The following is a 21,631-nucleotide window of genomic DNA, read 5'->3' as shown; positions in this document are numbered from 1 at the left end:
TACAGTCACTGCGTATCCCGAAGCTAAAAACGATTTCTCATGACGATCGCAGTTGGAAGCGCCCCACAAAGAGGATGGTTTGATGTCCTTGATGATTGGTTGAAGCGCGACCGCTTTGTATTTATTGGTTGGTCCGGATTACTTCTACTTCCTTGTGCATATCTTGCTATAGGCGGTTGGTTCGTCGGAACAACATTTGTTACCTCATGGTACACACACGGAGTTGCAAGCTCATACCTTGAAGGTTGCAACTTTTTAACAGCAGCTGTAAGCACCCCTGGCGATGCCATGGGACACAGTCTTCTATTTTTATGGGGTCCTGAAGCCCAAGGTAGTTTCGTAAGATGGCTACAACTTGGTGGTCTTTGGAACTTCGTTGCATTACATGGAGTATTTGGCCTAATTGGTTTTATGCTTCGTCAGTTTGAAATTGCTGGCCTTGTTGGAATTAGACCATACAATGCATTAGCTTTCTCAGCAGTAATTGCAGTATTCACAAGTATTTTCCTTATTTATCCTTTAGGACAGCATAGTTGGTTCTTCGCACCTTCATTCGGTGTTGCAGCAATCTTCCGTTACATACTGTTCATTCAAGGTTTTCATAATATCACTTTAAATCCATTCCACATGATGGGAGTTGCTGGGATTCTTGGTGGTGCTCTACTTTGCGCTATCCATGGAGCTACAGTACAAAATACTTTGTATGAAGATACAAGTATTTACACTGATGGTAAGGTTCAAAGTTCAACATTTAGAGCTTTTGACCCAACTCAAGAAGAAGAAACTTATTCAATGATTACAGCAAATAGATTCTGGAGTCAAATCTTCGGTATTGCTTTCTCAAACAAGCGTTTCTTACATTTCTTGATGTTGTTCGTACCTGTTATGGGCATGTGGACATCTTCAATTGGTATTGTCGGATTAGCACTAAACTTAAGAGCTTATGATTTCGTAAGTCAAGAAATCCGTGCAGCAGAAGATCCAGAATTTGAAACTTTCTATACAAAAAATATACTTTTGAACGAAGGTATGCGAGCATGGATGTCTTCTGTGGATCAACCACACGAAAACTTTGTATTCCCTGAGGAGGTTCTTCCACGTGGAAACGCCCTTTAATAATTTATTAAGAGCTCCAAACCAAAGTATTGAGGAAACTGGTTATGCCTGGTATGTAGGCAACGCTAGATTAATCAATTTATCTGGACGTTTATTAGGAGCTCACATTGCTCACTCTGGACTAATAGTCTTTTGGGCGGGAGCAATGATGCTCTTTGAGGTTAATCATTTTACTTTTGATAAGCCTATGTGGGAGCAAGGTTTAATCTGTATGCCACACGTTGCAATGTTTGGCTATGGAATAGGCCCAGGTGGTGAAGTTACTGATATTATGCCTTTCTTCCAAGCAGGCGTGGTTCACTTGATAGCTTCCGCTGTACTTGGTTTTGGTGGTATTTACCATTCATTAGCAGGTCCAGAAAAACTTGAAGAAGATTTTCCATTTTTCTCTACTGATTGGAGAGATAAAAATCAAATGACAAATATCCTTGGATATCATTTGATTGTTTTAGGTGTGGGTGCACTAGCATGGTCAATAAACTGGTGTTTTATTGGCGGTGCATATGACACATGGGCACCTGGTGGTGGGGAAGTCAGACTTGTAAACCCAACGTTAGATCCAAGAGTTATTCTTGGTTATCTATTCAGATCTCCATGGGGAGGCGCTGGTTCAATAATCGGTGTTAACTCCATAGAAGATATTGTGGGTGGTCATGTTTATGTGGGTATTACTGCAATTATTGGAGGAATATTCCATATCTTTACTAAACCATTTGGATGGGCAAGAAGAGCATTCATCTGGAATGGTGAAGGACTATTAAGTTACGCTCTCGGTGGAATTTGTGTAGCAAGTTTTATTGCTTCAACATTCATCTGGTTTAACAACACTGCTTACCCATCAGAGTTTTATGGCCCAACAAATGCTGAAGCTTCGCAAGCTCAAAGCTTTACTTTCCTAGTGAGAGACCAAAGAATTGGAGCTAACGTAGGTTCAACCATGGGACCAACAGGTCTAGGTAAGTATCTCATGAGATCTCCAACTGGTGAAATTATATTTGGTGGTGAAACAATGAGATTTTGGGATTTCAGAGGCCCATGGTTAGAGCCCTTAAGAGGACCTAACGGATTGAGCCTTGAGAAAATCCAGAATGATATTCAGCCTTGGCAGGTAAGAAGAGCTGCTGAATATATGACTCATGCTCCTAACGCTTCCATCAATTCCGTTGGTGGAATCATTACAGAGCCAAATGCTGTTAACTTCGTTAACTTAAGACAGTGGTTAGCTGCAGCTCAATTCTTCCTAGGATGGTTTACTTTCATTGGTCACCTTTGGCATGCTGGACGTGCTAGAGCAGCCGCTGCTGGTTTTGAAAAAGGAATCGACAGAAAGAGTGAACCGGCTCTAGAAATGCCAGATTTAGATTAATTTCTATCTCAATTTTAAAAACCCTATCTATAGATAGGGTTTTTTTTTGCTCAATTTTATTATCTATATAAATTTTCTCTGAGCCATGGCAGGCTTAAACCCATTACATTACTGAAACAACCCTCAATTTTTTCTATATATCTGCCGCCTATCCCTTCCAAGGCAAATCCTCCTGCGCAATATAAAGGTTCATTTGTATCTATATAACTCTTGATTTCCCAATCTTCCAAATAAGAAAAATAAACTCTTGAACTTACTGTTTTTTTTCTTATTTCAGTAATTTTAAAAATTTTGGAAGTTGAATTAAAACTACCAATTATTAAAGTATGACCAGTATGTAAAAATCCAGATTCTCCAGACATTTTTTTCCATCTAATAAATGCCTCCTCTTTATTTGATGGTTTTCCATAAGCTTCTCCTTTAAATTCAAAAATTGAATCACACCCAAGTATTTCCAAAGGACCATAATTAAATTCTTCGGGCAATGATATGTTTTGAATATTTTCAGATAATCTATTAGCCTTTTGAAAAGATAATTCCAAAGCTAAATTAAATATATTCTTTTCTTTAATAGTAGTTTCATCAAAGTCACTTGAAATTTGTATAAATTCAATTTGACAATTTTCAAGTAATTTCTTTCTAGATTGGGAAGCAGAGGCTAGAATTAACACAAATTTTTAATCAAATTATAATTCAATTTACTAATTAATAATTTGTAAAATTAATATAAATTACTAATGGAATTAGACGAACAATTACATGAAATAAAGAAACCAATAATGGTCCTAGGCACTTCAAGTGGAGCGGGAAAATCGTTAACAGTTACTGCTATTTGCAGGATTCTTAAAAATTCAGGAGAAGAACCAATACCTTTTAAAGGTCAAAACATGAGTAACAACGCATGGGTTGACTGGGAAGGTGGGGAGATGGCATATTCACAAGCACTTCAAGCTTTTGCCTGTGGTATTAATCCCTCTGCAGAGATGAATCCCATTTTATTAAAACCTCAAGGCAATTCAATAAGCGAGGTGATTCACCTTGGAAAAAGTGTGGGAATAACAACCGCCATAAATTACTACCAAGATTGGTTTATCCCAGGTTGGGAAGTTATTAAAAAAAGTCTATATTCTATTTATAAAAAAAGCCCAAATTGTCGTTTGATTATCGAAGGAGCTGGCAGTCCAGTGGAAATGAATTTAATTCATAGAGATCTTACTAATTTAAGAATTGCAACGTATTTAAAGGCAAATTGTATTTTAGTTACTGATATTGAAAGGGGAGGAGTATTTGCACAAATAATCGGAACTCTTGAATTAATGAAGCCAGAAGAAAAAAAACTTATTAAAGGAATTATTATAAATAGATTCAGAGGAGACCTCTCATTATTTGAAGACGGGAAAAAATGGATAGAGAATAAAACTAAAATCCCTGTTATTGGAATTATTCCATGGCTGAATGATTCATTTCCTCCAGAGGATTCTCTAGATTTACTAGAAAAAAAATCACTTTTCAAAAATCCTGATATCAAAGTAGGAATTATAAAATTACCATCTATAAGTAACTTCTCAGATTTCGATCCATTGGAGAATGAAGAAACAATTTTAATTGAATGGATTAGGGAATCACAAAACTTGAGTAAGTATGACTTCATTATTCTGCCTGGTAGTAAACAAACTATTAAAGATCAAATATTTCTTGAAAATTCTGGCTTATCTAAGGACATAAGGGAATATTCAAATAACAAAGGAAATATTATTGGTATATGTGGAGGGTTACAAATGTTAGGAACAACACTAGAAGATCCTTATTGCAAGGAGGGTCCCAAAAGTTATTCTGAACAAAAAATTAAAGGCATTGGGTTACTGCCATTAAAAACGACTTTTTTTGAAAAAAAATTAACGCGTCAAATAAAATCCGAATCAATTTGGCCATGCCGATCAAAAATTAATGGATTTGAAATTCATAATGGTCAAACTGAATTTGATAAAAAGCAAAATTCATCAAAGATTAATCCTATTTTCAAGGACTTAGATCTAGGTTGGTACAAAGAAAATAATGATGGCGGTACTGTTGCTGGCACATATATCCACGGGATTTTTGAAAATGACAAATGGAGAGACCAATACATAAATTTAATTAAAAGGCATAGAAAACTACCAATATTAAATGAAAAATCTATATCTTATAAAATGAAAAGGGAATTGATTATTAATAAACTTGCGAATGAATTTGATAAACATTTAAATATCTCATCCTTACAAAGTTGAAAAAAATAAAAATTAAGATCAGATGGCCAAATAATAACGAGACATACGCTTCTGAGGGAGATGATTGGTTCTCTACTGCAAAAAAAGCAGGTTTAGAAATTCCTTCTGGCTGTTTAACAGGAAGTTGTGGTGCCTGTGAAATAGATGTTAATGGCGAGACGATAAGGGCTTGTATAAATGATATTAAAAGTAAAAACAAATCTATTTTAAGCGTGTCTTTAACCACAGATCCCTTTTGGGAAAACTAATTTTCCTATACTTACAAAGTCATAATATTAATTATAACTAGGTTGAATATCTCTTTAGCAGAGCTATTTCTATTAGCTATGGATAAGTTTAATGCGGTCCCTATTCATTCATTCTCAAATTAGATTTTATAATGACCAATTTTTTATTAATGTTGAACATATCAATTAATAAAAAAAGTTCCACATGGTTAATTATTAATAACAAAAATCAAAAGATTTTCATGAATAAATCATTAGTTAGCACTCCAAATTATAAAAAACAAAAAAAGATAATAAAAAAATGAACCCAAAAATGAATTTATTAATATGATCCTTTTTTTACTTTTAGAAGAGGCAATAAAATAACTACCTAAGAAGAAAGGTAAAACCGGGAAAGTTCTTATGATTAAGATATAAAGCGGTTTAAAGGTAACTTTTTTAAAAAATTTATAAAGGCTATTTTTTTTAGGATTTTTAAAAAATAATATGCTCCTAGAAATCTTAAACTTAATTTTTCTTAAAATCAAAACTTGAACTACTCCTAAAAATGTTAATACAGGAGAAAAAAAGAAAACATAATCTAAACCAAAAAACTTAATTAATATAATGTCAAAAATAATTGATAAAGGTAAACCTAAAGATATAGAGATCACATTCAAAAATATTAAATATTTATATTGAAAATTATTTAATAAAGAATCAAAATCGTAACTATATCTAAATATAAGTGCAACAAAATAAATAACTAAATACAAAAAAAGGGTCTTAAAGATTATCGATTTCAAATTCAGTGCTTTTCTATGCATATAAGGTCAAAAATTCCAAATTTCTTGTCAAAAAGAATTTGTTCTATTTTTCTAATTATTTTGATAAACACTTTACCAACTTTCGAATTATAAGTATGTCCTCCACTTAATAAATAAGAAAAAGGCATCATACTTTTCTTTTTGAGAAGAGAAAATTTAGGAAATAATTTTTTAAATTTTTTAAAGTCTCTTTTAAAAATTATCCATGAAAGTGCTTGATTTGAATCTAATAAAGGATCATTTGATTCAAACTTCCAAGTTTTTTGTTCTGTATCAAACTTTTCGTGTCCAACTAATTTATAGATCAATCTACTCCAAATATTATTGCTAGGTTCAACCATAATTATTCTTCCGCCTGAAACAAGAGATTTTTCTGCTGACCTTAAAAATAATTCAGGATTACTTATGTGATGAAAAACATTAATTAAAATTAAGTTCGATATTTCATTCTCAAATCTTATTCCTACCTCCATTGCATCTATTTTTAAATCAGTATTTGAGTTTAAAAAAATATCTGATTTTTTAATATTTTTAATTATTTCGTCTATAAAGCTTGCTCCGCAACCTAATTCAAGGTTCATGCCCTGTTCATTAGAAAGTTGTTGCGCTATAAGTTCATACCACTCTCTATAAAGAACACCCAATGCAACATTTATGTTCTCAAATCCAATTCTATTTTGAGTAAGGACTTCCCCTTTATTTTTCATTTCAGATTTTAAAATAATATCGCAAGAAAAATAGAAAACCAATCAAAATATTAGTATTCAAAAATTTCTCTAATACTATAATATTACTTCTGAGACTCTTAATATTAGTTGTGATTTGTTTTATGTTTGCCTGACTTAGGCAATTTACTGATTTTCCTTTTCCATACCAATTATTTTAGAAGCTGGACTAAACTATATTTTACTAAATTTGCCTTTATATAAATACGGAGAGTTTAGAAGTAGAACTCAGAACAAATAATCAATTATGGGAACATTAATGAAAGAAAATCAACTCATATTTGATAATCCCACAACATACTTCATAAAAAACTTTTCACCTATAAGGTTGGTATATCATTATTGTTATTTATTAATAGAGTTGAAATGGATAAAAAAGCTAAAAAATTCAAAATAAACTTTAATGATGGGAAATCATCTTTCATTGATGAAAATACTCTGAAATATATTATTAATTTGCAAAATGCATTAAAAAATCAAATATTCATTCCCAAATTCTATGATTTAACTAAATCATTAAATAAGTATAATCAAGAGTTATTAGATTTTTATAGTTTCATATTTAAAAATAGGGAAATATCCCATTCACAATTATTTCAAGATCTCTTTGTACTTTTTAAATTAGGGAATAAGAGAAAGGGCAGATTTTTAGAATTTGGAGCAACAAATGGCAAAGAGCTTTCAAATAGCTATTTACTTGAAAAAAACTTTGAATGGGAAGGTGTCCTTGCAGAACCTAGTCCTCAATGGAAAAAAAGCTTAAAAGAAAATCGTCCAAGAACAAAAATAATAAATGAATGTATATACTCAGAAAGTGGAGAAATGATAGACTTTTTTGTTTCAAACAAAGGGGTTTTTTCAACTATCAACGAATTTAAAGAGTCAGACATTGAATCAATGCCAGGCAATACAAAAGCAAGAAATGAAGAAGGCTTTACAGTAAAAGTTCCGACAATTTCACTAAATGATGTTTTCATTAAACACTTTAACGGTGAAAAAATAGACTATATGTCTGTTGACACAGAGGGCAGTGAGCTATTAATTCTGTCAAAATTTAACTTTGAAAAATATGGTCCTAAAATTGTAACTGTGGAACATAATTTCACATCTGCACAAAAAAATCTAGATAATTTATTTAAGGAAAACAACTATAAAAGATTTTTCCCTCAGCAAACTCAATTTGATTCCTGGTACATAAGGAATTAATTATTAATACGGAGAGGGTGGGATTCGAACCCACGAATAGTTTCCTATTAAACGATTTCGAGTCGTTCGCTTTCGACCACTCAGCCACCTCTCCAAAATTCAACAACTATATAAAAAATTAATATTTACAATCCTAACTTTATCTAATGATTAGGTTTATTCCCAACCTGCGTCTTTCATCATTTTAATTGCAAGTGAATTCTTTTCTCCAAGTTCTTCCATAGACACATTATCAGGCATAAAATCTCCAAAGTTTTTTACTATTTCATTCTGATTAACTTCCCTCAAAGGATGTTCAAAAGTTGGAGCAGCTAAACCTGTACTTCCTACCGGAGAGGCTAAGAATTCAAGTAACTTAATTGCGTTATCTTTATTTGCTGCATATTTTGCAATTCCTCCAGCACTAATATTTACATGCGCGGGGTTAGGAGTAAGTACTGTTGTTTTTTTTGCATATAAAGCATCTCTTCTGCCATTAACGCCTGCTAACATTCGTGCTACATAGTAGTGATTAACAATTCCAATACCACATTTTCTTTTAGAAACTGCTCTAACAATTGAAATATCACCTGGGAAAAAAGGTTGTGAAACATTTGAAATCATCCCATTAAGCCAATTTTTTGTAGACTCTGTACCTTTATTAATTATTTGATTAGATACTAAAGATTGATTATAAGGACTTTTTCTATTCCTTAAACATACTTTTCCTTTTAAAGAAGGGTCCGCCAAATCGGTATAATCTTTTATTTTACTCACATCCACAACTTTTGGATTGGCCACCATAACTCTTACTCTTCTTGTTAAAGCGTACCATTGCTTTCTTGGATCTTTTAGTCCATTAGGGACATCATCTTCCAGACTAGTTGAATTAATGCTCTGTAATAAACCAGCTTTTGCGGCGTTAGTTATTCTTGCTGCATCAACTAGCAAAATTAAGTCAGCTTGGGAGTTTCTACCTTCTCTTTTTAATCTCTCTAATAATGAGATCCCAGCTGCCTCAATTAATCGAACTTTAATGCCAGTTTCCTCTGCAAATTTTTTATAAACATTTCTATCTGTATTGTAATGTCTGCCTGAATAAACTCTAACTTCTTTTTCTGTTGAATTAGCAGGTAAATAAACATTCACTAGAAAAGTACAAGCTAAAGCAGAATAAATAAATTTTTTAAGTTTTTGCACTTTTTTAAATTAGTATCTATGGTTACTTTATACCTACCAACACAGTAAGAATCTTTAAAGCTATCTTCTATACATTAACTTGTATCATTTTATATAAAATATGAACTATTTGACTCATCAGTTTTTGACCACTGAAGAAATAAATTTGATAAAAAAAGAATTAGATAAATATAATCAAGATTGGGAAGATGGAAGAAAAACTGCAGGATCTCATGCATCTAAAGTCAAGAATAATATCCAACTTAGTAGAGAATCTGAAGTTTCAAAAAAATTTACTAAATTCATAATTGAAAAGTTAAATAAAGATCAACTTATAAAAAGTTTTTCACTTAGTAAGAAAATACATGGAACAATTTTTACTAAATCAAAAAAGGGAATGAAATATGGTCGACATATAGACAACACTTTTATGTCTACTGGTAGAGCGGATTTATCATTTACACTCTTTCTAAGTAATGTAGATTCATATGAAGGGGGCGAACTAATAATTGAAAATATTAATTCCAAAAATACATTTAAACTAAATGCTGGCCAAATATTAATATACCCAAGTACATATCTTCACTCTATACAAGAAGTTACTCAGGGAGAAAGACTTGTATTTATTGGTTGGATTGAAAGTTATGTCAAAAGTATTGAAGAGAGAGAATATTTATTTGATCTTGATGCAGGTGCGAGAGGGATCTTAGCGAAAAATGGGAGATCTGATGAATTAGATCTTATTTTTAAATCTTATTCAAACTTTCTAAGATTACTAGGAAGCTAGATTAGAATCATTTTATACATTAGATAGAAAAAATTTCTTTTAATACTTAGAATTAATTTATTATTTCTTATATTTTCAATGCAAAATAAAAGCTCAATCGCTATATTTTTAGCAGCAACTAGCGCTCTAGCTATATCATCTTTAGAAAATACAAACCTAAAAGCTGCAGAGAATGATTTAGGGGGTTTAAAAGAATGGAATACTGATATGCCATTAGATGCTGACTACAAATTAGATGCTAGAGCGCAAGAATTGGCGGATGAAGCAAAAGAATCAAGTATTTGTATTCCTATCGGTGAAGGAGAGAATTGTTGGTAAATTATTAAGTTTAAAAAGTCAAAAAAAAACACCCCATAAGGGTGTTTTAAAGAAATAAGTTTGTAAGTAAAACTGATAATTAGAATTTGAAAGTTGCTGTAGTGAGAATACCAAAGATGTCATCTTCTTCATCCGTCATTACGTCAGTACCACCAAAGATAGCAGGTCTTATTTCCATTGAATCATTTGGTTTAAAAGCATAATAAAGTTCCCAAATGAAAGGATCAACTTCATTTTGTGCAGCTCCAGCCCTAAATTCAGTGGCTTTGAGCGGCTGTGTGAATGCTAAACCAATTCTGTCATCAGGTTGGATCATATCTTTCCAAGTCAACCCCACCATGTAACTACTTGCTTCTGTCACGGTGTTTGGAGCAACTACATCATCATAAGATTTAACATCATAACCAACAGTGATTTCGGGTACGGCAGTTCCTGATTCCTCTGGCATCCAATATCCTCTTAGAGAATATCCGATTGAGTCTGTAGCTACTTGCCTAGCTAGTGTAGTAGCGTTGTATGAATGCGAAGACCAGTTTTGTTCATCTGATACAAATGCTGAAATATGCCATCTATCAGCAGTATAGGCAATTTGTGTATCCCATTTTCTCACGGTTTCTTGAGTTAACATACCCTGAGTAGGATCATCAGCACCCTTATCAACCAAATTGGAAGCAAAACCAAATCCTCCATCGGTCTCATACTTAAATCCAAAACCTACGTCAGTACTTGCTCCAAAGTTGCTATTTCCACCAAGCTTAAATGATTTTAGTGCACCTGGTTTGTATATAGAAGGAGTGATGTACATGTAATAGTTTTCAATCCTTGGACCAACGAAAGCAGTAATTTTGTCGCCCACAGGAAATGTATACCACATTTTATCGAGCCTAAATTGATCATTGTTATCTTTGGTTTCTATATGGTAAGTAGACCTTTCATCCCATACATCAGCATTGGCACCAGATTTAAGTCGAATATAAAGATTATCATCACCTGTGAAACTTGTATTCAAGTTCATTGTGTATGTATAACCTGTCGATAAAGCTTCACTTTCACCTATTTCATCAGCTCCATCAACAGCTCCTATCCACATAACTGCTTTCCCGTCTAGGGTAGTAGTATCTGAAAAGCCGCCGGCCTCAAATTGATTTGGTTTAACCTGAAGGCTATCAAAACCTCCTTTAGGGTTTTCAATATTTGCACTAACTTTGTTAGTGAATGATTTACTGTCAAGTCTTGAAGATTTTTTTTTGCTACGAATGTAGCTGCTCATTTCTTCAATATTGACAAAGTCGGAAGCTTGAGCAGCAATTGGAGCTATCAAGCTCAAAGCCGTTCCTGCCACCAACATTTGTTGGAAGAGTTTCATTTTACCTCACACTGAAAAAAACCCATTAAATGGGATATTTATACTGTATCGGATGTATCCAATTGGAATTGGGATAAAAGTTTCAATAAGGTGTAACTTTTGATACTCAAAAATGTCGCTTATAAAGTGGGGGTAAATTTCTTAAAATTAAATTTATTTTTTTGTTAATGGATATCCCAAGAATTCTCTTCCCTCGATCCAAGATGATGCGACATCTCTCGCTAAGTTTCGAATCTTCTCAATAAATTGAGCACGATCTGTAACTGAAATAACTCCTCTCGCATCAAGCAAATTAAATATATGACTACATTTCAGAACATAATCAAGTGCAGGGTAAGTTAATTTCTTTTCGATTAAATTAAGTGATTCATCTTGGTAAATTACAAATAATTTCCTGAGATTATCAGGACTAGATTCATTAAAATTATATGAACATTGACTTTTCTCAAATTGAAGCCAAATATCACTATATTTCAAAGAGTCGTTCCAATTTAAGTCCCAAATACTTTCTTTGTCCTGTAAGAACATTCCAATACGCTCTAATCCATAAGTGATCTCGATGGGAATTGGATTACAATCTAATCCTCCGCATTGTTGGAAATAAGTAAATTGGGTAACTTCCATTCCATCCAACCAGACTTCCCAGCCTACGCCCCAAGCTCCGAGAGTTGGTGACTCCCAATTATCTTCAACAAATCTTATGTCATGATTTTTAGGATCTATTCCAAGAGACTCCAGAGATTTTAAATATTTTTCTTGAATCTCATCCGGGGAAGGCTTAATTATTACTTGATATTGAAAATAATGTTGCGCACGATTCGGATTATCCCCAAATCTTCCATCTGTGGGTCTTCTACAAGGCTCAACATATGCAACCGACCATGGTTCAGGGCCAATGGCCCTCAAAAAAGTATGAGGGTTCATTGTACCAGCACCTTTTTCTGTATCGTAAGGCTGCATAATCAAACAACCTTCTTTGGACCAAAAATTATTTAGATTTTTAATTATATCCTGAAAAAACATCAAATTTTACAAAGTGGGAAAATTTAGATCAATGCCGATAAATATAATAACAAAGCTTTAAAAAACAATTCAAATCTAATTTCTGCAAAGTGTTACTTAGTAAAAAGCTGAAATAAATTAAATCAAATATAAAGACATAAATTTGAAATTTTTATGTAAAAAAGTCTAACGGCAATGGTCCAAAAGTATTAGATTCTTCTGAGTCTGCATCATACTGACATGTTATTAAAATACCTTCTCCAAGACCATTTTCAGATCTAATAAAAACATTACCAGTTTTTTGATTACCTTTTAAAAAAACACTCCCATCAGCATAGATAGAATCTAAATTCCCAAATTTAATTGAAGAATATTTTCTAGAAATTGATTTCAATGCTTCTTTAGCCCTGGTATCACTAGGTGCCATTATTCCAATTGTGATCCAATCAGCTTTATAAACCTTAACTTCAAGTTCTGCTAATAGTGTTTTTACTTGACTCTTAGTTAATTCAGGAGCCGTTCTAAAAATGTTGAAATCGACTAACTTATTTATTTCCATTAAATTAATAACCTAAAAAATAATTCTCAACCAAAGGGTCTTCCATTCCAAGCCCACATTGAAGCTGGAAGATCCTCGAATGAAATATAAATCTTATCTATTGGAATTCCCATTTTCTCATATACAAAATTAGATATTGGGTTAGCCATTTCTGAAGGGTTTATCGAACCTATCGACTTTATCTCTAAAAAGCAACATGGGCTTTCATCTCCGAAAAACATCTTGGTTTCATCCTCTAATTTTGCCATAACAAATTTTTCTGATTTATTTGTTAAAGATGAAACTAATATTGAAATTTCTTTAAGTAATTTTTCCTTATCATCTACTTTTATTGAAGTGGATAAATTAATGTAAGGCATATTTATGCAGCCAAATAATCTTTTTGAGTATCACTTTTAATATTATTAGATTTTGTTTTTATAACTTTTTTTGATGAAAGGTATGCCATGTCGTAAGGACTTATTCCGTTTTTATAGGGATTGAAAAGGGAATTTTTAGACCTATTTTTTTTACCCTTTTTGAATCCAATCATTTTAATTAAATTATTAATTAATAATTTAACTTTTTTTGAATATATGTCTAGGTTTTTTAAAAATTTTTATTAATGCAAAACGAAATAAATATTTAAAACACAATATGATTATACATTTACTAAATTTAAAGTGTATTGATTAGGAATTCTTTTGGAAGTTTTAAATAATTATCAAAGAAAAAAACTTGATGAGAGTAACGATGAGGAATTTTATTCTGATCCAAAATTTGTTTATCATTTAGATGAAAATTTTAGGCAATATTTATCAAATATATATAAAAATGAAATTGCAAATAATTCAACTGTTCTTGATTTAATGTCTAGTTGGGATAGTTATTTACCTGAAGAGAAAAAATATAAAAAGGTAATTGGGCATGGATTGAACAAACAAGAACTTGAAAAAAACAAAATTTTTAATACTTATTGGATACAAAATTTCAATTCAAATCAAGTAATTCCTCTTGCAAGTAAAAGTGTTGATTATTGTTTAATGGTTGCAGCATGGCAATATTTACAATATCCAGAAAAGTTAACTAGAGAAATAGCAAGGATTTTAAGTAATCAAGGAAAGTTTTTAATCGCTTTTTCTAATAGAGCGTTTTGGCATAAAGCTCCTAATATATGGATTTCTTCTACTGAGGAAGAGAGAGTCAAATATGTGAGAAAAGTTTTAATCACGAACGGATTTAGTGAACCTAAAATAATTAAAAAGTTTAATCAACCACCTCTTAATATCTTAAATTTTTTTAAAAAAGATCCTTTTTATTGCTTAATTGCGACTAAAGAGTAAATTATTCCTTTACACATTTGCTAACAAATTTAGAAAAAAGTCTCCATAGCCATACTTTTAAATTTTTACTAATATTGGGTAGTTAAAATTATCTATATGGGTTCTAAAAGAGAAAAATATCCTGAAAAATGTCCTTGGGATCTTGGGCCTAATCAACATTTAGCCAAAGAAGAGAACTGGACTTTAAGATTAGGGGAAGCAAATGTATGCTTTAGCAAAAACAAATTAGATAATAATTATTTTCATGTAATTAGTAATGAAAATGAGGAGCAAATTCTTGCTTTTAGAGCAAGACTCCTTTATCAAAAACTACTTGATAAAGGTTTTAGATTGGTTGAATAAAAAACCCTAATTTAATAAGCATAGATCCTCGAAAACAAACTTTTGTGTTTCTTCTTCTTGATTTTGGTTTATATATTTTATTGTCCTCGAATTTAATATCCAATAATCGTCTTTACCAATATTTAGAAATTCATCCTCATATTCCAATTTTTGAGAATTTACCTCAAATGTATCTGGATTAATTTGTTGACTACTGTATTTTTTGCTAAGGGAACCGGTTCCAGTATCTAAAAATTCTTCAACAAAAATTTCAATTATAATTCCATGAATTTTTCTGTAGACCATATTAATACAGTTATTTTTAACTCTATATTTATCGCCGTGATTCTTACCTGAAACACTCATTTCAATCCCATTTTCAGAATTTTTCAGTAAATTAAAGTTATTTTCTGAGTGCACTAATTCGAAGTCTCTTTTTACCCTATGTATACACACTTCAAATAACTGAGAAGCAATACTTTTAACAACTTTCTCATCTTCTATTTTTTGGATATTTGGTTTAAAGTCCTTACCCAATACAAAGTTACCTTTATGAATATTATTATCAGTCAAAAAAATACATCTTCCTCGGTAACCATGAAAATCATTTTTCCAGGTGTACCGATTTTCATAAGCCTTTCTGAAAATCTCCTTACAATTAATTTCTTTTAAATTATCCATTAATTTTGTGAATATTTGAAATAATTCTACAAAAAAAAACCTCCCTGTTAAAGGAGAGGTTTTTTATTAGATTAAACTAGTTTTGGGTAATTTTTGTATTTTCAATGTTGTCAAAAGCTTGACCAATTTTCTTAAAGTCAAATCCCATTGCTCTTAGTGCGTGCCAAAGATGACCTTGTAAGAAAAAGAAACCCAAGTAGAAATGTGTATTTGCAAGCCAAGCTCTTGAGCTGTATGCTCCTGAGCCTAAATCTACTGTATCAGTAAAATAAGGAGCAAATTCAAATTGAAGCTTTAAGGGTTCTCCATATAGATCAACTGGATATATGGTTGTATTTGAAGCACACCAAAAAGCAGCAACAAAAGCCATATAAGAAACACCTACAACTGAGTATGACAGAATTGCCTCAGCTCCAAGTAATCCTTTGCCTTTAAATTCTGTATATTCTCCAAATTGCTTAGTACAAATATGGAAAACCCCCCCAATTATTTCGAGGAAAGCTAGAAAGGCATGTCCTCCCATAACATCTTCTAGACTATCTATTTTTAAAAAATCAAATTGATGATTCCAAATAGCGGCAATATCTAAATTGTAAATAACTTGTCTTGTAGATCCTATTGCTGGGTCATAAATTCCATGAATACGAGCCCATTCAACGAACATAATTGCTCCAAGCCCAAGAAAGATTAAATGATGGCCAAGAATAAAAGTTAATTTATCTGGGTCATCCCATTCAAAATCAAATTTTTGTGGCTTACTATTTTCTGGGTAGTCTCCAAGATCACCTGCAAATTTGTTGGAATGTAATAATCCTCCAGCACCTAATACTGCTGAGAAAATTAGATGTAATGTACAAATTACAACAATTCCATATGGTTCTGTAATAACACCATTTTCAATACCACCAATTCCAATACCTGCTAGGTGAGGCAAAACAATTGCTTTCTGTGCACCCATTGGAATACTGGCGTCATAACGAGCCAATTCAAATAATCCAAAAGCTCCTGCCCAGAACATCATTAGACCTGCATGAGCAGCATGAGCAGCTATGAATTTACCTGAACGGCCAACAACACCAGAATTCCCTGCATACCAGTCATAGGTGACATCAGATTTTCCGTAAGTTTGTAACACTTGATTTAAGTAAACAGCAAATTGAGCATATTGCTTATCAGTATTGTTTTTACATGTTCTTTACAGATTTAATTACTTATGTAAAAAAAACATATTGAGAAAGAACAAATGTTACAAAATAGAGGAAGAAATATCTTTAAAGATTACGCCAATGAAGGGATTTCGCTCTTTAGTTGAGAAGCCCATGTTTCAAGACGAGAATCGGTCAAATCAGATTCACTATCCTCATCAAGAGGTAATCCACAAAAGCTTTCTCCAATGACACTTTTAGACTCATCAAATGTGTAAGAAGATTTATCTACATAACCGACCATTTCGGCGCCTGCTTTAGAGAAGTAGCTATGTAGTTCTTCCATAGCATCACAATAATTTTCCGTGTAAGTAGAAGAATCTCCTAAACCAAAAATTGCAACTTTTTTTCCTGATAAACTAAGTTCACCAATATCCTCTAAGATTGAATCCCATGCAGTTCCTGATCTTTCTTCATCTGCTCCAGTGTTCCAAGTAGGTATACCGCAGATAATTCCATCAAGACCTTCAAATTCTGAAAGATCATCCACATCAGATACATCTTTAGGTGCCTCTGCTGAAGAAATAAAGTTGTGAAGACGATCAGCAACGTCTTCAGTTTTTCCAGTTGTAGTCGCGTAATAAATTCCTACAGTCATAACTTCAAAATGTTTACATTAAGATAATAAAATCTAGAAACAATAAATTAATTTCTTTAAAAACCTTTTCATGTAAAATTTTATACTAATTAAGGTAAGAAAAATTTTTTGGGAATAATCTTTAAAAACATTTTAAAAATCGTGACTGACAAATTGCAAAATAAAATCGATTATCTCGTTAAAGAATTTAACTTTAAAGGTGAAAAAAAATTAAAATTAATTGTTTTATTTGGTTTATTAGGTGATTTTGATAGCTTTGAATATGCAATAAATCTGAAAAATTTTATCGATAATAATCCAGATGCAAATTTAGATATTTTCGCAATTGCTATTGGAAACAAAAATGGGAAAAAGAAATTCTGCAACTTTACTGGTTTTAGAGAAGAAAATTTAGAAATTGTTTCTGATAACCAGATTCATAATAATTTAAAAGTTTCCAGAGGATTAGATATAGGTTTTGGTGGATGGATCAATATGTTGTTGATGCTTTCTGGAATAAATTCTTTTAAGACAATCAAAGAGGTTATTAGAGGTTATACAGGAGATCGTGAATCAAATCAAATTTATTCAGAATTTAAAAAAATTGAAGTTTTAAAATTTCTCAAATTTTCAGGTAGTTCTTTCAAAAAGGTTTTTGGGGAAGGTTATTTAAGACCCTTTGAACTAGCAACATTTAGATTAAATAATATGAATGAAATTATACAAAATTGGAATGATTATATACTTAATGAAAAATATCTTCCACAAAGGGGGGCTTCTTTTATCTTAGATAATAAGAATAAAGTGATTTATAAATTTTTTCCAAGAGATGTACTTGGATATTCATCAAACATGAGGGAGCCTTTAAGATTTTTATCTGATTTTATAAAAAAATAGTTTTTAAATCTTTATATGAAAATAGACATATTCGGATATTTTGCAGCAATTTTAACAACTGCCGCATTTCTTCCCCAATTGATAAAAACTTTAAAAACAAAAAAAGCAGATGATGTCTCTTTAACAACTTTAATAATGTTTATTATCGGAGTTTTTTCTTGGATTATTTACGGTTACAAAATTTCGTCTATGCCAATATTGATAGCTAATTTAATTACCTTAGTCCTAAATCTCTTGATATTAATTTCAAAAATATATTTTCAAATAACTGAAAAAGAAGATTTATAGCTCAATAGTATTAAATTTATGATGAAATAATATTTATTGATTATTATAAGTTTAAATATTACTAATCTTGAGAACTTCAAAATGCTGGGTTTGGTTTAAGGGTAGCCTTAATAATAGAGGTTTTTGGAAAGAAGGTTTTACATGTACTTTTGACGAGAAGCCAGGGGTCTTGATAGAAAGTCCTGCTTACGTAACTTGTAGAGTTCCAAATTGGAGAGTAGTGACTACAGAACCAGAAGATTTAAACAAATCTCCTTTAATTCCACAAAACGCAATTTGGAAAATAATTTAAATTATTCAAAGTTAATTAAAAAACCCTTTGACTATGCGCCAGCAAGTTAATATTGCTCTGTAAAGTAACCAACAAATACCATCTACTCTCTTTTTATAAATATTATTCCTTTCTTAATTTTTGGTTTTTTTCTTGGGAAAAGGAAACCAAAAATATCAGAATATATTTCAAGACCTTTAATAAGATTTGGTATCCCACTAAGTGTAATGGGTCTCTTATTAAAAGAAGGCATAGATATAAACCTTATTAAAAGTGCATCCCTAGCATTCTCCCTTATAGGATTTTTAATAGTTTTAATAAATTTATCACCAATTTTTAGAAACAGACTTCCAAATTATACGTTGCAGCTGGCAGGTCTAATAGGCAATACATCTTTTCTTGGTATACCAATAGCAATAGCCATTCTCCCCTCAGAGACAATTAACTTAACTATAGGATTTGATTTAGGAACGACACTTTTTGCTTGGATATTTGGACCTTTTCTTCTCCAAAATAAATCCCAAAACAAAAGCTTCCCAAATATCAAAGGATTATTAAATGCATTAATAAATAGTCCTGCATCAAGGGGGATCATTGGTGTACTTATAGTATACCTTTTCAAAATAGATAGGATATTAGGCAATTATCTATGGATACCTGCAAGAATAGTGATTGGTTTAGCAATAGTAGTTGTAGGGACAAGACTTGGATTAATAACAAATCAAAAAAGTAAAATTTTTGATCTTAATGAAGAAATTAAATTCTCAATATTATTAAAATTATCTATCTTTCCTTTTATAGTCTTTTTAGTAAGCAAATTTTTAAATTTTGACTTCTATGAATCGTCAGCTTTAATTCTTCAAGCAGGAACCCCAACAGCAATATCTACAATTTTAATGGCAGAAGCTTATGGAGTGAATCAAAAGATCGCTTCAAAAATTCTTTTTACCACAACTTTAATTTCAATACTAACAATTCCTCTTCTAAAAATTCTAATGTATTCATTTAATTAAAAGCCTTGAAGAATATCATATTAATCCCAACGCATGATTAATGATTATTGTAAAGATATTGTCCGGATAACTAAATAATGTCTTAAGATTTAGGATATGAAGTCAGCAAACCCTGAAAATGAATATATCCCGTTAGATCTCAGGATTTCTGTGAGGAGGGATACCTTAAGACTTATCTCAGAGATGGCTGAAGACATGGGGATAAGCATTAATGAAGTATTTAGTTTTTTGGCTGAAGATTCAGTAGTTGATCTTGAGTTACTCGAAGATTTAAATAAAATTGAGATACCTAATAAGTGCAGCATCGATGACTTGAAAAACGCAATACTTAAAAAAAAGCTTTGTTAAAACTTTTCAACTTTTCTATTTTTCCAGTCTGATGAATAACCGCTATTAATTAAAAATTCTGAATACTTATTTAAATCACTTTTTTGAATACGCCATAAATTATAAATCCCATATTCGCCTATTTTTTGATGATTGATATTTGACCAATGCAATTTCCGCGAAGAGTATTCATCTATCACGACCAATAAAGATTTGTATTCATAATTAGGTTGATCTAAATGATTTTTTCTCCTATCAGTATTTAGTCTCTCCGAAAGGTTAATTAGCCCTTCTTTGGTATTTGGTTCATAAAAAACAATCTGTCTCGAATAAAAATGTAAAGAAGGTTTTCTTATCCCAATCATTGCTAAAGTTTCCTTCCCTTCACGAGCACTTAAAATCAATTTTGAGATATTCCTCAAGGGTAATTGCCTTGAAGTATCAGCTAGTTTTCTAATTGGCGACATCAAAAAAATTTGTCCAATTAAGAGAAAAATTTGGAGATAAAGAAATATATTTTTTGATTTTAGACAAAATAAAATTATTGCAAAAATTGTGAGTGAAGAGAAGATAAATTTAGCTTTGAAAATTATCCTAGAGCTTATTAGTTCTGATGCGAGATTAGGCATTTCAGGATCATTTATAGAACCCAGCCAAATATTTGAGAAAAAGAATGCTAAAGACAATCCGAACATTATTAAGATGTTAAAAAACCATAAAAATGCATAAGTTTTGTTTGGATTTTTTAAACTTATAAAGCTATTGCTAATTAAGATTGCTGCAGCTGGAATTGCTGGCAACCAATAGCTTGGTAATTTAGTTGCAGAAATACTAAAAAAAATTAAAACAGACATAAACCAACAAAGAGAATATATATGTAGGGTTTCGGAAAACTTGAATCTTTGATTTTTGCTGTGTAGAAAATCTCTTAATGTTCTAAAAATTCCGTGGTATAGAAAAGGGGTGAATGGTAATGAAGCCAGTACCATTATGTAAAGAAAAAACCAAAACGGTTCTACATGATTATTTACAACTGATGTATATCGTTGAAAATTATGATATCCAAAGAAATTATCCCAAAAAGGCTTTCCTTCTTTTATGAGTTCTAATAAATACCATGGAAGACTTACAAGAAGCGTTAAAAAAAAACCTTTTTTTGGATTTATCTTACAAAGCAAACTTCTCCAATCCTTCTGAATAAATAAAAAAGATGTAATAGTAAATGTTGCCAAAACAAGTGCAACAGGTCCTTTAGCTAAAATTGCAAAACCCAAAAAAACCCATGCTGAAATGCATTGAACATTATTTTCACTTGCCATTCTTCTCCAAAACAAAAGCAAACTAATCCCTAAAGTTCCAGTTAGAAGAGCATCACTCACAGCAGTCCTACTCCAAATAATTATTAGTGGTGATAAAGCAAAACTAAGTGCAGCAATTATTGGAGTAAGAAATTGCCTATTCCCTTGTTGAGGCCAAAGAAACAAAGTGTCTGCAATCATCATCATTAAAAATAATGATCCCAAAGCTGATGGAAGCCTCGCTGATATTGTCCCCAAACTATCCCAAATCTCATTTTTTGGTAGTGAGTAAAAAAAGCCCATTAGCCAATATATGAGTGGAGGCTTATCAAAACGAAATATTCCATTTACTTTCGGAGTTATCCAATCGCCAGATTCACTCATTGATCGCGCTGCAGCGGCAAATAGAGGAGGAGTTTCATCAACTAGTCCAGTTGTCCCTAAACCTAGAGTAAATATAATGATTCCAGAAACTAATACTATCAATAAGGTAATTAGCCTATTTTTAGAATTTAAAAGAATCATCTA

26 protein-coding genes and 1 tRNA gene are annotated in these 21,631 nt (G+C 31.6%); 14 read left to right on the top strand and 13 right to left on the bottom strand.

Going from position 1 to position 21,631, the window contains the following annotated elements; genetic code table 11:
• The first annotated feature begins 39 nt into the window (after positions 1–39).
• Both psbD and psbC read left to right on the top strand, forming a co-directional pair.
• Positions 40–1,116, top strand: a complete 1,077-nt coding sequence (gene psbD / locus EU91_RS02635; RefSeq protein ID WP_002807316.1) for a photosystem II D2 protein (photosystem q(a) protein) — start codon at positions 40–42, stop codon at positions 1,114–1,116.
• The gene (psbC, locus tag EU91_RS02640) at positions 1,100–2,482 is read left to right on the top strand and encodes a photosystem II reaction center protein CP43 (protein WP_032524769.1); all 1,383 of its coding nucleotides are present in this window, start codon (positions 1,100–1,102) and stop codon (positions 2,480–2,482) included. The genes psbD and psbC overlap by 17 nt, the downstream gene beginning before the upstream one ends.
• A gap of 59 nt (positions 2,483–2,541) precedes the next feature.
• Here the strand turns inward: psbC and EU91_RS02645 are convergent, their stop codons facing one another.
• On the bottom strand, positions 2,542–3,153 hold the full coding sequence (locus EU91_RS02645) for a nucleoside triphosphate pyrophosphatase (protein ID WP_032524768.1): 612 nt from the start codon (positions 3,151–3,153) through the stop codon (positions 2,542–2,544).
• A gap of 66 nt (positions 3,154–3,219) precedes the next feature.
• Between EU91_RS02645 and EU91_RS02650 the strand changes: the two genes are divergently transcribed.
• Together EU91_RS02650 and EU91_RS02655 are read left to right on the top strand one after the other, a co-directional pair.
• Positions 3,220–4,749, top strand: coding sequence for a cobyric acid synthase (locus EU91_RS02650; RefSeq protein WP_032524767.1), 1,530 nt, complete (start codon positions 3,220–3,222; stop codon positions 4,747–4,749).
• A complete protein-coding gene (locus tag EU91_RS02655) occupies positions 4,746–4,997 on the top strand; it encodes a 2Fe-2S iron-sulfur cluster-binding protein (protein ID WP_032524766.1) in 252 nt (83 codons plus the stop codon). The genes EU91_RS02650 and EU91_RS02655 overlap by 4 nt, the downstream gene beginning before the upstream one ends.
• A gap of 766 nt (positions 4,998–5,763) precedes the next feature.
• Here the strand turns inward: EU91_RS02655 and EU91_RS02665 are convergent.
• Positions 5,764–6,489, bottom strand: coding sequence for a hypothetical protein (locus tag EU91_RS02665; protein ID WP_152556176.1), 726 nt, complete (start codon positions 6,487–6,489; stop codon positions 5,764–5,766).
• Positions 6,490–6,873: 384 nt separating this feature from the next.
• Here EU91_RS02665 and EU91_RS0108745 point away from each other — a divergent pair, with 384 nt between their 5' ends.
• Positions 6,874–7,713 carry an FkbM family methyltransferase gene (locus EU91_RS0108745; protein WP_152556175.1) on the top strand — a complete coding sequence of 280 codons (840 nt, stop codon included), beginning with the start codon at positions 6,874–6,876 and terminating at the stop codon, positions 7,711–7,713.
• A 9-nt stretch (positions 7,714–7,722) separates the two neighbouring features.
• Here the strand turns inward: EU91_RS0108745 and EU91_RS02670 are convergent.
• Positions 7,723–7,807, bottom strand: a tRNA-Ser gene (locus tag EU91_RS02670).
• A gap of 62 nt (positions 7,808–7,869) precedes the next feature.
• The gene (locus tag EU91_RS02675) at positions 7,870–8,892 is read right to left on the bottom strand and encodes an extracellular solute-binding protein (RefSeq protein ID WP_032524763.1); all 1,023 of its coding nucleotides are present in this window, start codon (positions 8,890–8,892) and stop codon (positions 7,870–7,872) included.
• Positions 8,893–8,992: 100 nt separating this feature from the next.
• On the opposite strand from EU91_RS02675, the gene EU91_RS02680 reads away from it, so the two are divergent.
• Both EU91_RS02680 and EU91_RS02685 read left to right on the top strand, forming a co-directional pair.
• Positions 8,993–9,658 carry a Fe2+-dependent dioxygenase gene (locus EU91_RS02680; protein WP_032524762.1) on the top strand — a complete coding sequence of 222 codons (666 nt, stop codon included), beginning with the start codon at positions 8,993–8,995 and terminating at the stop codon, positions 9,656–9,658.
• A 78-nt stretch (positions 9,659–9,736) separates the two neighbouring features.
• Positions 9,737–9,976 carry a hypothetical protein gene (locus EU91_RS02685; protein WP_032524761.1) on the top strand — a complete coding sequence of 80 codons (240 nt, stop codon included), beginning with the start codon at positions 9,737–9,739 and terminating at the stop codon, positions 9,974–9,976.
• A gap of 79 nt (positions 9,977–10,055) precedes the next feature.
• Here EU91_RS02685 and EU91_RS02690 read toward each other — a convergent pair whose 3' ends face one another.
• The 5 genes from EU91_RS02690 to EU91_RS09430 all read right to left on the bottom strand — a co-directional run bounded on the left by EU91_RS02690 (position 10,056) and on the right by EU91_RS09430 (position 13,435).
• Positions 10,056–11,342 (bottom strand): carbohydrate porin, encoded by a 1,287-nt coding sequence (locus EU91_RS02690; RefSeq protein WP_032524760.1) that lies wholly within the window; start codon positions 11,340–11,342, stop codon positions 10,056–10,058.
• A gap of 153 nt (positions 11,343–11,495) precedes the next feature.
• On the bottom strand, positions 11,496–12,365 hold the full coding sequence (glyQ, locus tag EU91_RS02695) for a glycine--tRNA ligase subunit alpha (RefSeq protein ID WP_032524759.1): 870 nt from the start codon (positions 12,363–12,365) through the stop codon (positions 11,496–11,498).
• A gap of 151 nt (positions 12,366–12,516) precedes the next feature.
• Positions 12,517–12,903: a DUF1824 family protein gene (locus EU91_RS02700; RefSeq protein ID WP_032524758.1), complete on the bottom strand. Its 387-nt coding sequence runs from the start codon at positions 12,901–12,903 to the stop codon at positions 12,517–12,519.
• A gap of 26 nt (positions 12,904–12,929) precedes the next feature.
• The gene (locus tag EU91_RS02705) at positions 12,930–13,262 is read right to left on the bottom strand and encodes a phenylpyruvate tautomerase MIF-related protein (protein ID WP_032524757.1); all 333 of its coding nucleotides are present in this window, start codon (positions 13,260–13,262) and stop codon (positions 12,930–12,932) included.
• Positions 13,263–13,264: 2 nt separating this feature from the next.
• Positions 13,265–13,435, bottom strand: a complete 171-nt coding sequence (locus tag EU91_RS09430; protein WP_193741624.1) for a hypothetical protein — start codon at positions 13,433–13,435, stop codon at positions 13,265–13,267.
• Positions 13,436–13,586: 151 nt separating this feature from the next.
• Here EU91_RS09430 and EU91_RS02710 point away from each other — a divergent pair, with 151 nt between their 5' ends.
• Together EU91_RS02710 and EU91_RS02715 are read left to right on the top strand one after the other, a co-directional pair.
• Complete coding sequence (locus tag EU91_RS02710; protein WP_032524756.1) at positions 13,587–14,225, top strand: methyltransferase domain-containing protein; 639 nt, start codon at positions 13,587–13,589, stop codon at positions 14,223–14,225.
• Between the two features lie 96 nt (positions 14,226–14,321).
• Positions 14,322–14,567, top strand: a complete 246-nt coding sequence (locus EU91_RS02715) for a hypothetical protein (RefSeq protein WP_002807817.1) — start codon at positions 14,322–14,324, stop codon at positions 14,565–14,567.
• A gap of 6 nt (positions 14,568–14,573) precedes the next feature.
• Here the strand turns inward: EU91_RS02715 and EU91_RS02720 are convergent, their stop codons facing one another.
• The 3 genes from EU91_RS02720 to fldA form a co-directional block, all read right to left on the bottom strand.
• Complete coding sequence (locus tag EU91_RS02720) at positions 14,574–15,227, bottom strand: DUF3386 domain-containing protein (protein ID WP_032524755.1); 654 nt, start codon at positions 15,225–15,227, stop codon at positions 14,574–14,576.
• A gap of 76 nt (positions 15,228–15,303) precedes the next feature.
• Positions 15,304–16,362: a chlorophyll a/b binding light-harvesting protein gene (locus EU91_RS02725; protein WP_011818785.1), complete on the bottom strand. Its 1,059-nt coding sequence runs from the start codon at positions 16,360–16,362 to the stop codon at positions 15,304–15,306.
• Between the two features lie 143 nt (positions 16,363–16,505).
• Entirely contained in the window at positions 16,506–17,030 is a 525-nt protein-coding gene (fldA, locus tag EU91_RS02730) for a flavodoxin FldA (protein ID WP_032524754.1), read from the bottom strand.
• A 141-nt stretch (positions 17,031–17,171) separates the two neighbouring features.
• On the opposite strand from fldA, the gene EU91_RS02735 reads away from it, so the two are divergent.
• The 5 genes from EU91_RS02735 to EU91_RS02750 all read left to right on the top strand — a co-directional run bounded on the left by EU91_RS02735 (position 17,172) and on the right by EU91_RS02750 (position 19,826).
• On the top strand, positions 17,172–17,906 hold the full coding sequence (locus EU91_RS02735; protein WP_032524753.1) for an AhpC/TSA family protein: 735 nt from the start codon (positions 17,172–17,174) through the stop codon (positions 17,904–17,906).
• A 15-nt stretch (positions 17,907–17,921) separates the two neighbouring features.
• Positions 17,922–18,194, top strand: a complete 273-nt coding sequence (locus EU91_RS02740; protein WP_032524752.1) for a SemiSWEET family sugar transporter — start codon at positions 17,922–17,924, stop codon at positions 18,192–18,194.
• A 67-nt stretch (positions 18,195–18,261) separates the two neighbouring features.
• Positions 18,262–18,486 carry a hypothetical protein gene (locus EU91_RS02745; RefSeq protein ID WP_032524751.1) on the top strand — a complete coding sequence of 75 codons (225 nt, stop codon included), beginning with the start codon at positions 18,262–18,264 and terminating at the stop codon, positions 18,484–18,486.
• A gap of 206 nt (positions 18,487–18,692) precedes the next feature.
• Entirely contained in the window at positions 18,693–19,478 is a 786-nt protein-coding gene (locus EU91_RS0108740) for an AEC family transporter (RefSeq protein ID WP_032524750.1), read from the top strand.
• Between the two features lie 96 nt (positions 19,479–19,574).
• The gene (locus EU91_RS02750) at positions 19,575–19,826 is read left to right on the top strand and encodes a hypothetical protein (protein WP_032524749.1); all 252 of its coding nucleotides are present in this window, start codon (positions 19,575–19,577) and stop codon (positions 19,824–19,826) included.
• Here EU91_RS02750 and EU91_RS02755 read toward each other — a convergent pair.
• Positions 19,823–21,628 (bottom strand): ArnT family glycosyltransferase, encoded by a 1,806-nt coding sequence (locus EU91_RS02755; protein WP_032524748.1) that lies wholly within the window; start codon positions 21,626–21,628, stop codon positions 19,823–19,825. The genes EU91_RS02750 and EU91_RS02755 overlap by 4 nt on opposite strands.
• Between the last annotated feature and the right edge of the window lie 3 nt (positions 21,629–21,631).

It is taken from the genome of Prochlorococcus marinus str. GP2 (assembly GCF_000759885.1).
GTDB classification, from domain to species: domain Bacteria; phylum Cyanobacteriota; class Cyanobacteriia; order PCC-6307; family Cyanobiaceae; genus Prochlorococcus_A; species Prochlorococcus_A marinus_J.
Note: the sequence above shows the minus strand (reverse complement) of the source record. Positions and strands in the feature narration are given on the sequence as shown.

Bases quoted from the DNA above. Each gene is read 5' to 3' on its own strand.
- psbD (WP_002807316.1), top strand. From the start codon at position 40: ATGACGATCGCAGTTGGAAGCGCCCCACAAAGAGGATGGTTTGATGTC.
- EU91_RS02650 (WP_032524767.1), top strand. From the start codon at position 3,220: ATGGAATTAGACGAACAATTACATGAAATAAAGAAACCAATAATGGTC.
- EU91_RS02665 (WP_152556176.1), bottom strand. From the start codon at position 6,489: ATGAAAAATAAAGGGGAAGTCCTTACTCAAAATAGAATTGGATTTGAG.
- EU91_RS0108745 (WP_152556175.1), top strand. From the start codon at position 6,874: ATGGATAAAAAAGCTAAAAAATTCAAAATAAACTTTAATGATGGGAAA.
- EU91_RS02680 (WP_032524762.1), top strand. From the start codon at position 8,993: ATGAACTATTTGACTCATCAGTTTTTGACCACTGAAGAAATAAATTTG.
- EU91_RS02685 (WP_032524761.1), top strand. From the start codon at position 9,737: ATGCAAAATAAAAGCTCAATCGCTATATTTTTAGCAGCAACTAGCGCT.
- EU91_RS02690 (WP_032524760.1), bottom strand. From the start codon at position 11,342: ATGAAACTCTTCCAACAAATGTTGGTGGCAGGAACGGCTTTGAGCTTG.
- glyQ (WP_032524759.1), bottom strand. From the start codon at position 12,365: ATGTTTTTTCAGGATATAATTAAAAATCTAAATAATTTTTGGTCCAAA.
- EU91_RS02700 (WP_032524758.1), bottom strand. From the start codon at position 12,903: ATGGAAATAAATAAGTTAGTCGATTTCAACATTTTTAGAACGGCTCCT.
- EU91_RS02705 (WP_032524757.1), bottom strand. From the start codon at position 13,262: ATGCCTTACATTAATTTATCCACTTCAATAAAAGTAGATGATAAGGAA.
- EU91_RS09430 (WP_193741624.1), bottom strand. From the start codon at position 13,435: ATGATTGGATTCAAAAAGGGTAAAAAAAATAGGTCTAAAAATTCCCTT.
- EU91_RS02715 (WP_002807817.1), top strand. From the start codon at position 14,322: ATGGGTTCTAAAAGAGAAAAATATCCTGAAAAATGTCCTTGGGATCTT.
- EU91_RS02720 (WP_032524755.1), bottom strand. From the start codon at position 15,227: ATGGATAATTTAAAAGAAATTAATTGTAAGGAGATTTTCAGAAAGGCT.
- fldA (WP_032524754.1), bottom strand. From the start codon at position 17,030: ATGACTGTAGGAATTTATTACGCGACTACAACTGGAAAAACTGAAGAC.
- EU91_RS02740 (WP_032524752.1), top strand. From the start codon at position 17,922: ATGAAAATAGACATATTCGGATATTTTGCAGCAATTTTAACAACTGCC.
- EU91_RS0108740 (WP_032524750.1), top strand. From the start codon at position 18,693: ATGGGTCTCTTATTAAAAGAAGGCATAGATATAAACCTTATTAAAAGT.
- EU91_RS02750 (WP_032524749.1), top strand. From the start codon at position 19,575: ATGAAGTCAGCAAACCCTGAAAATGAATATATCCCGTTAGATCTCAGG.
- EU91_RS02755 (WP_032524748.1), bottom strand. From the start codon at position 21,628: ATGATTCTTTTAAATTCTAAAAATAGGCTAATTACCTTATTGATAGTA.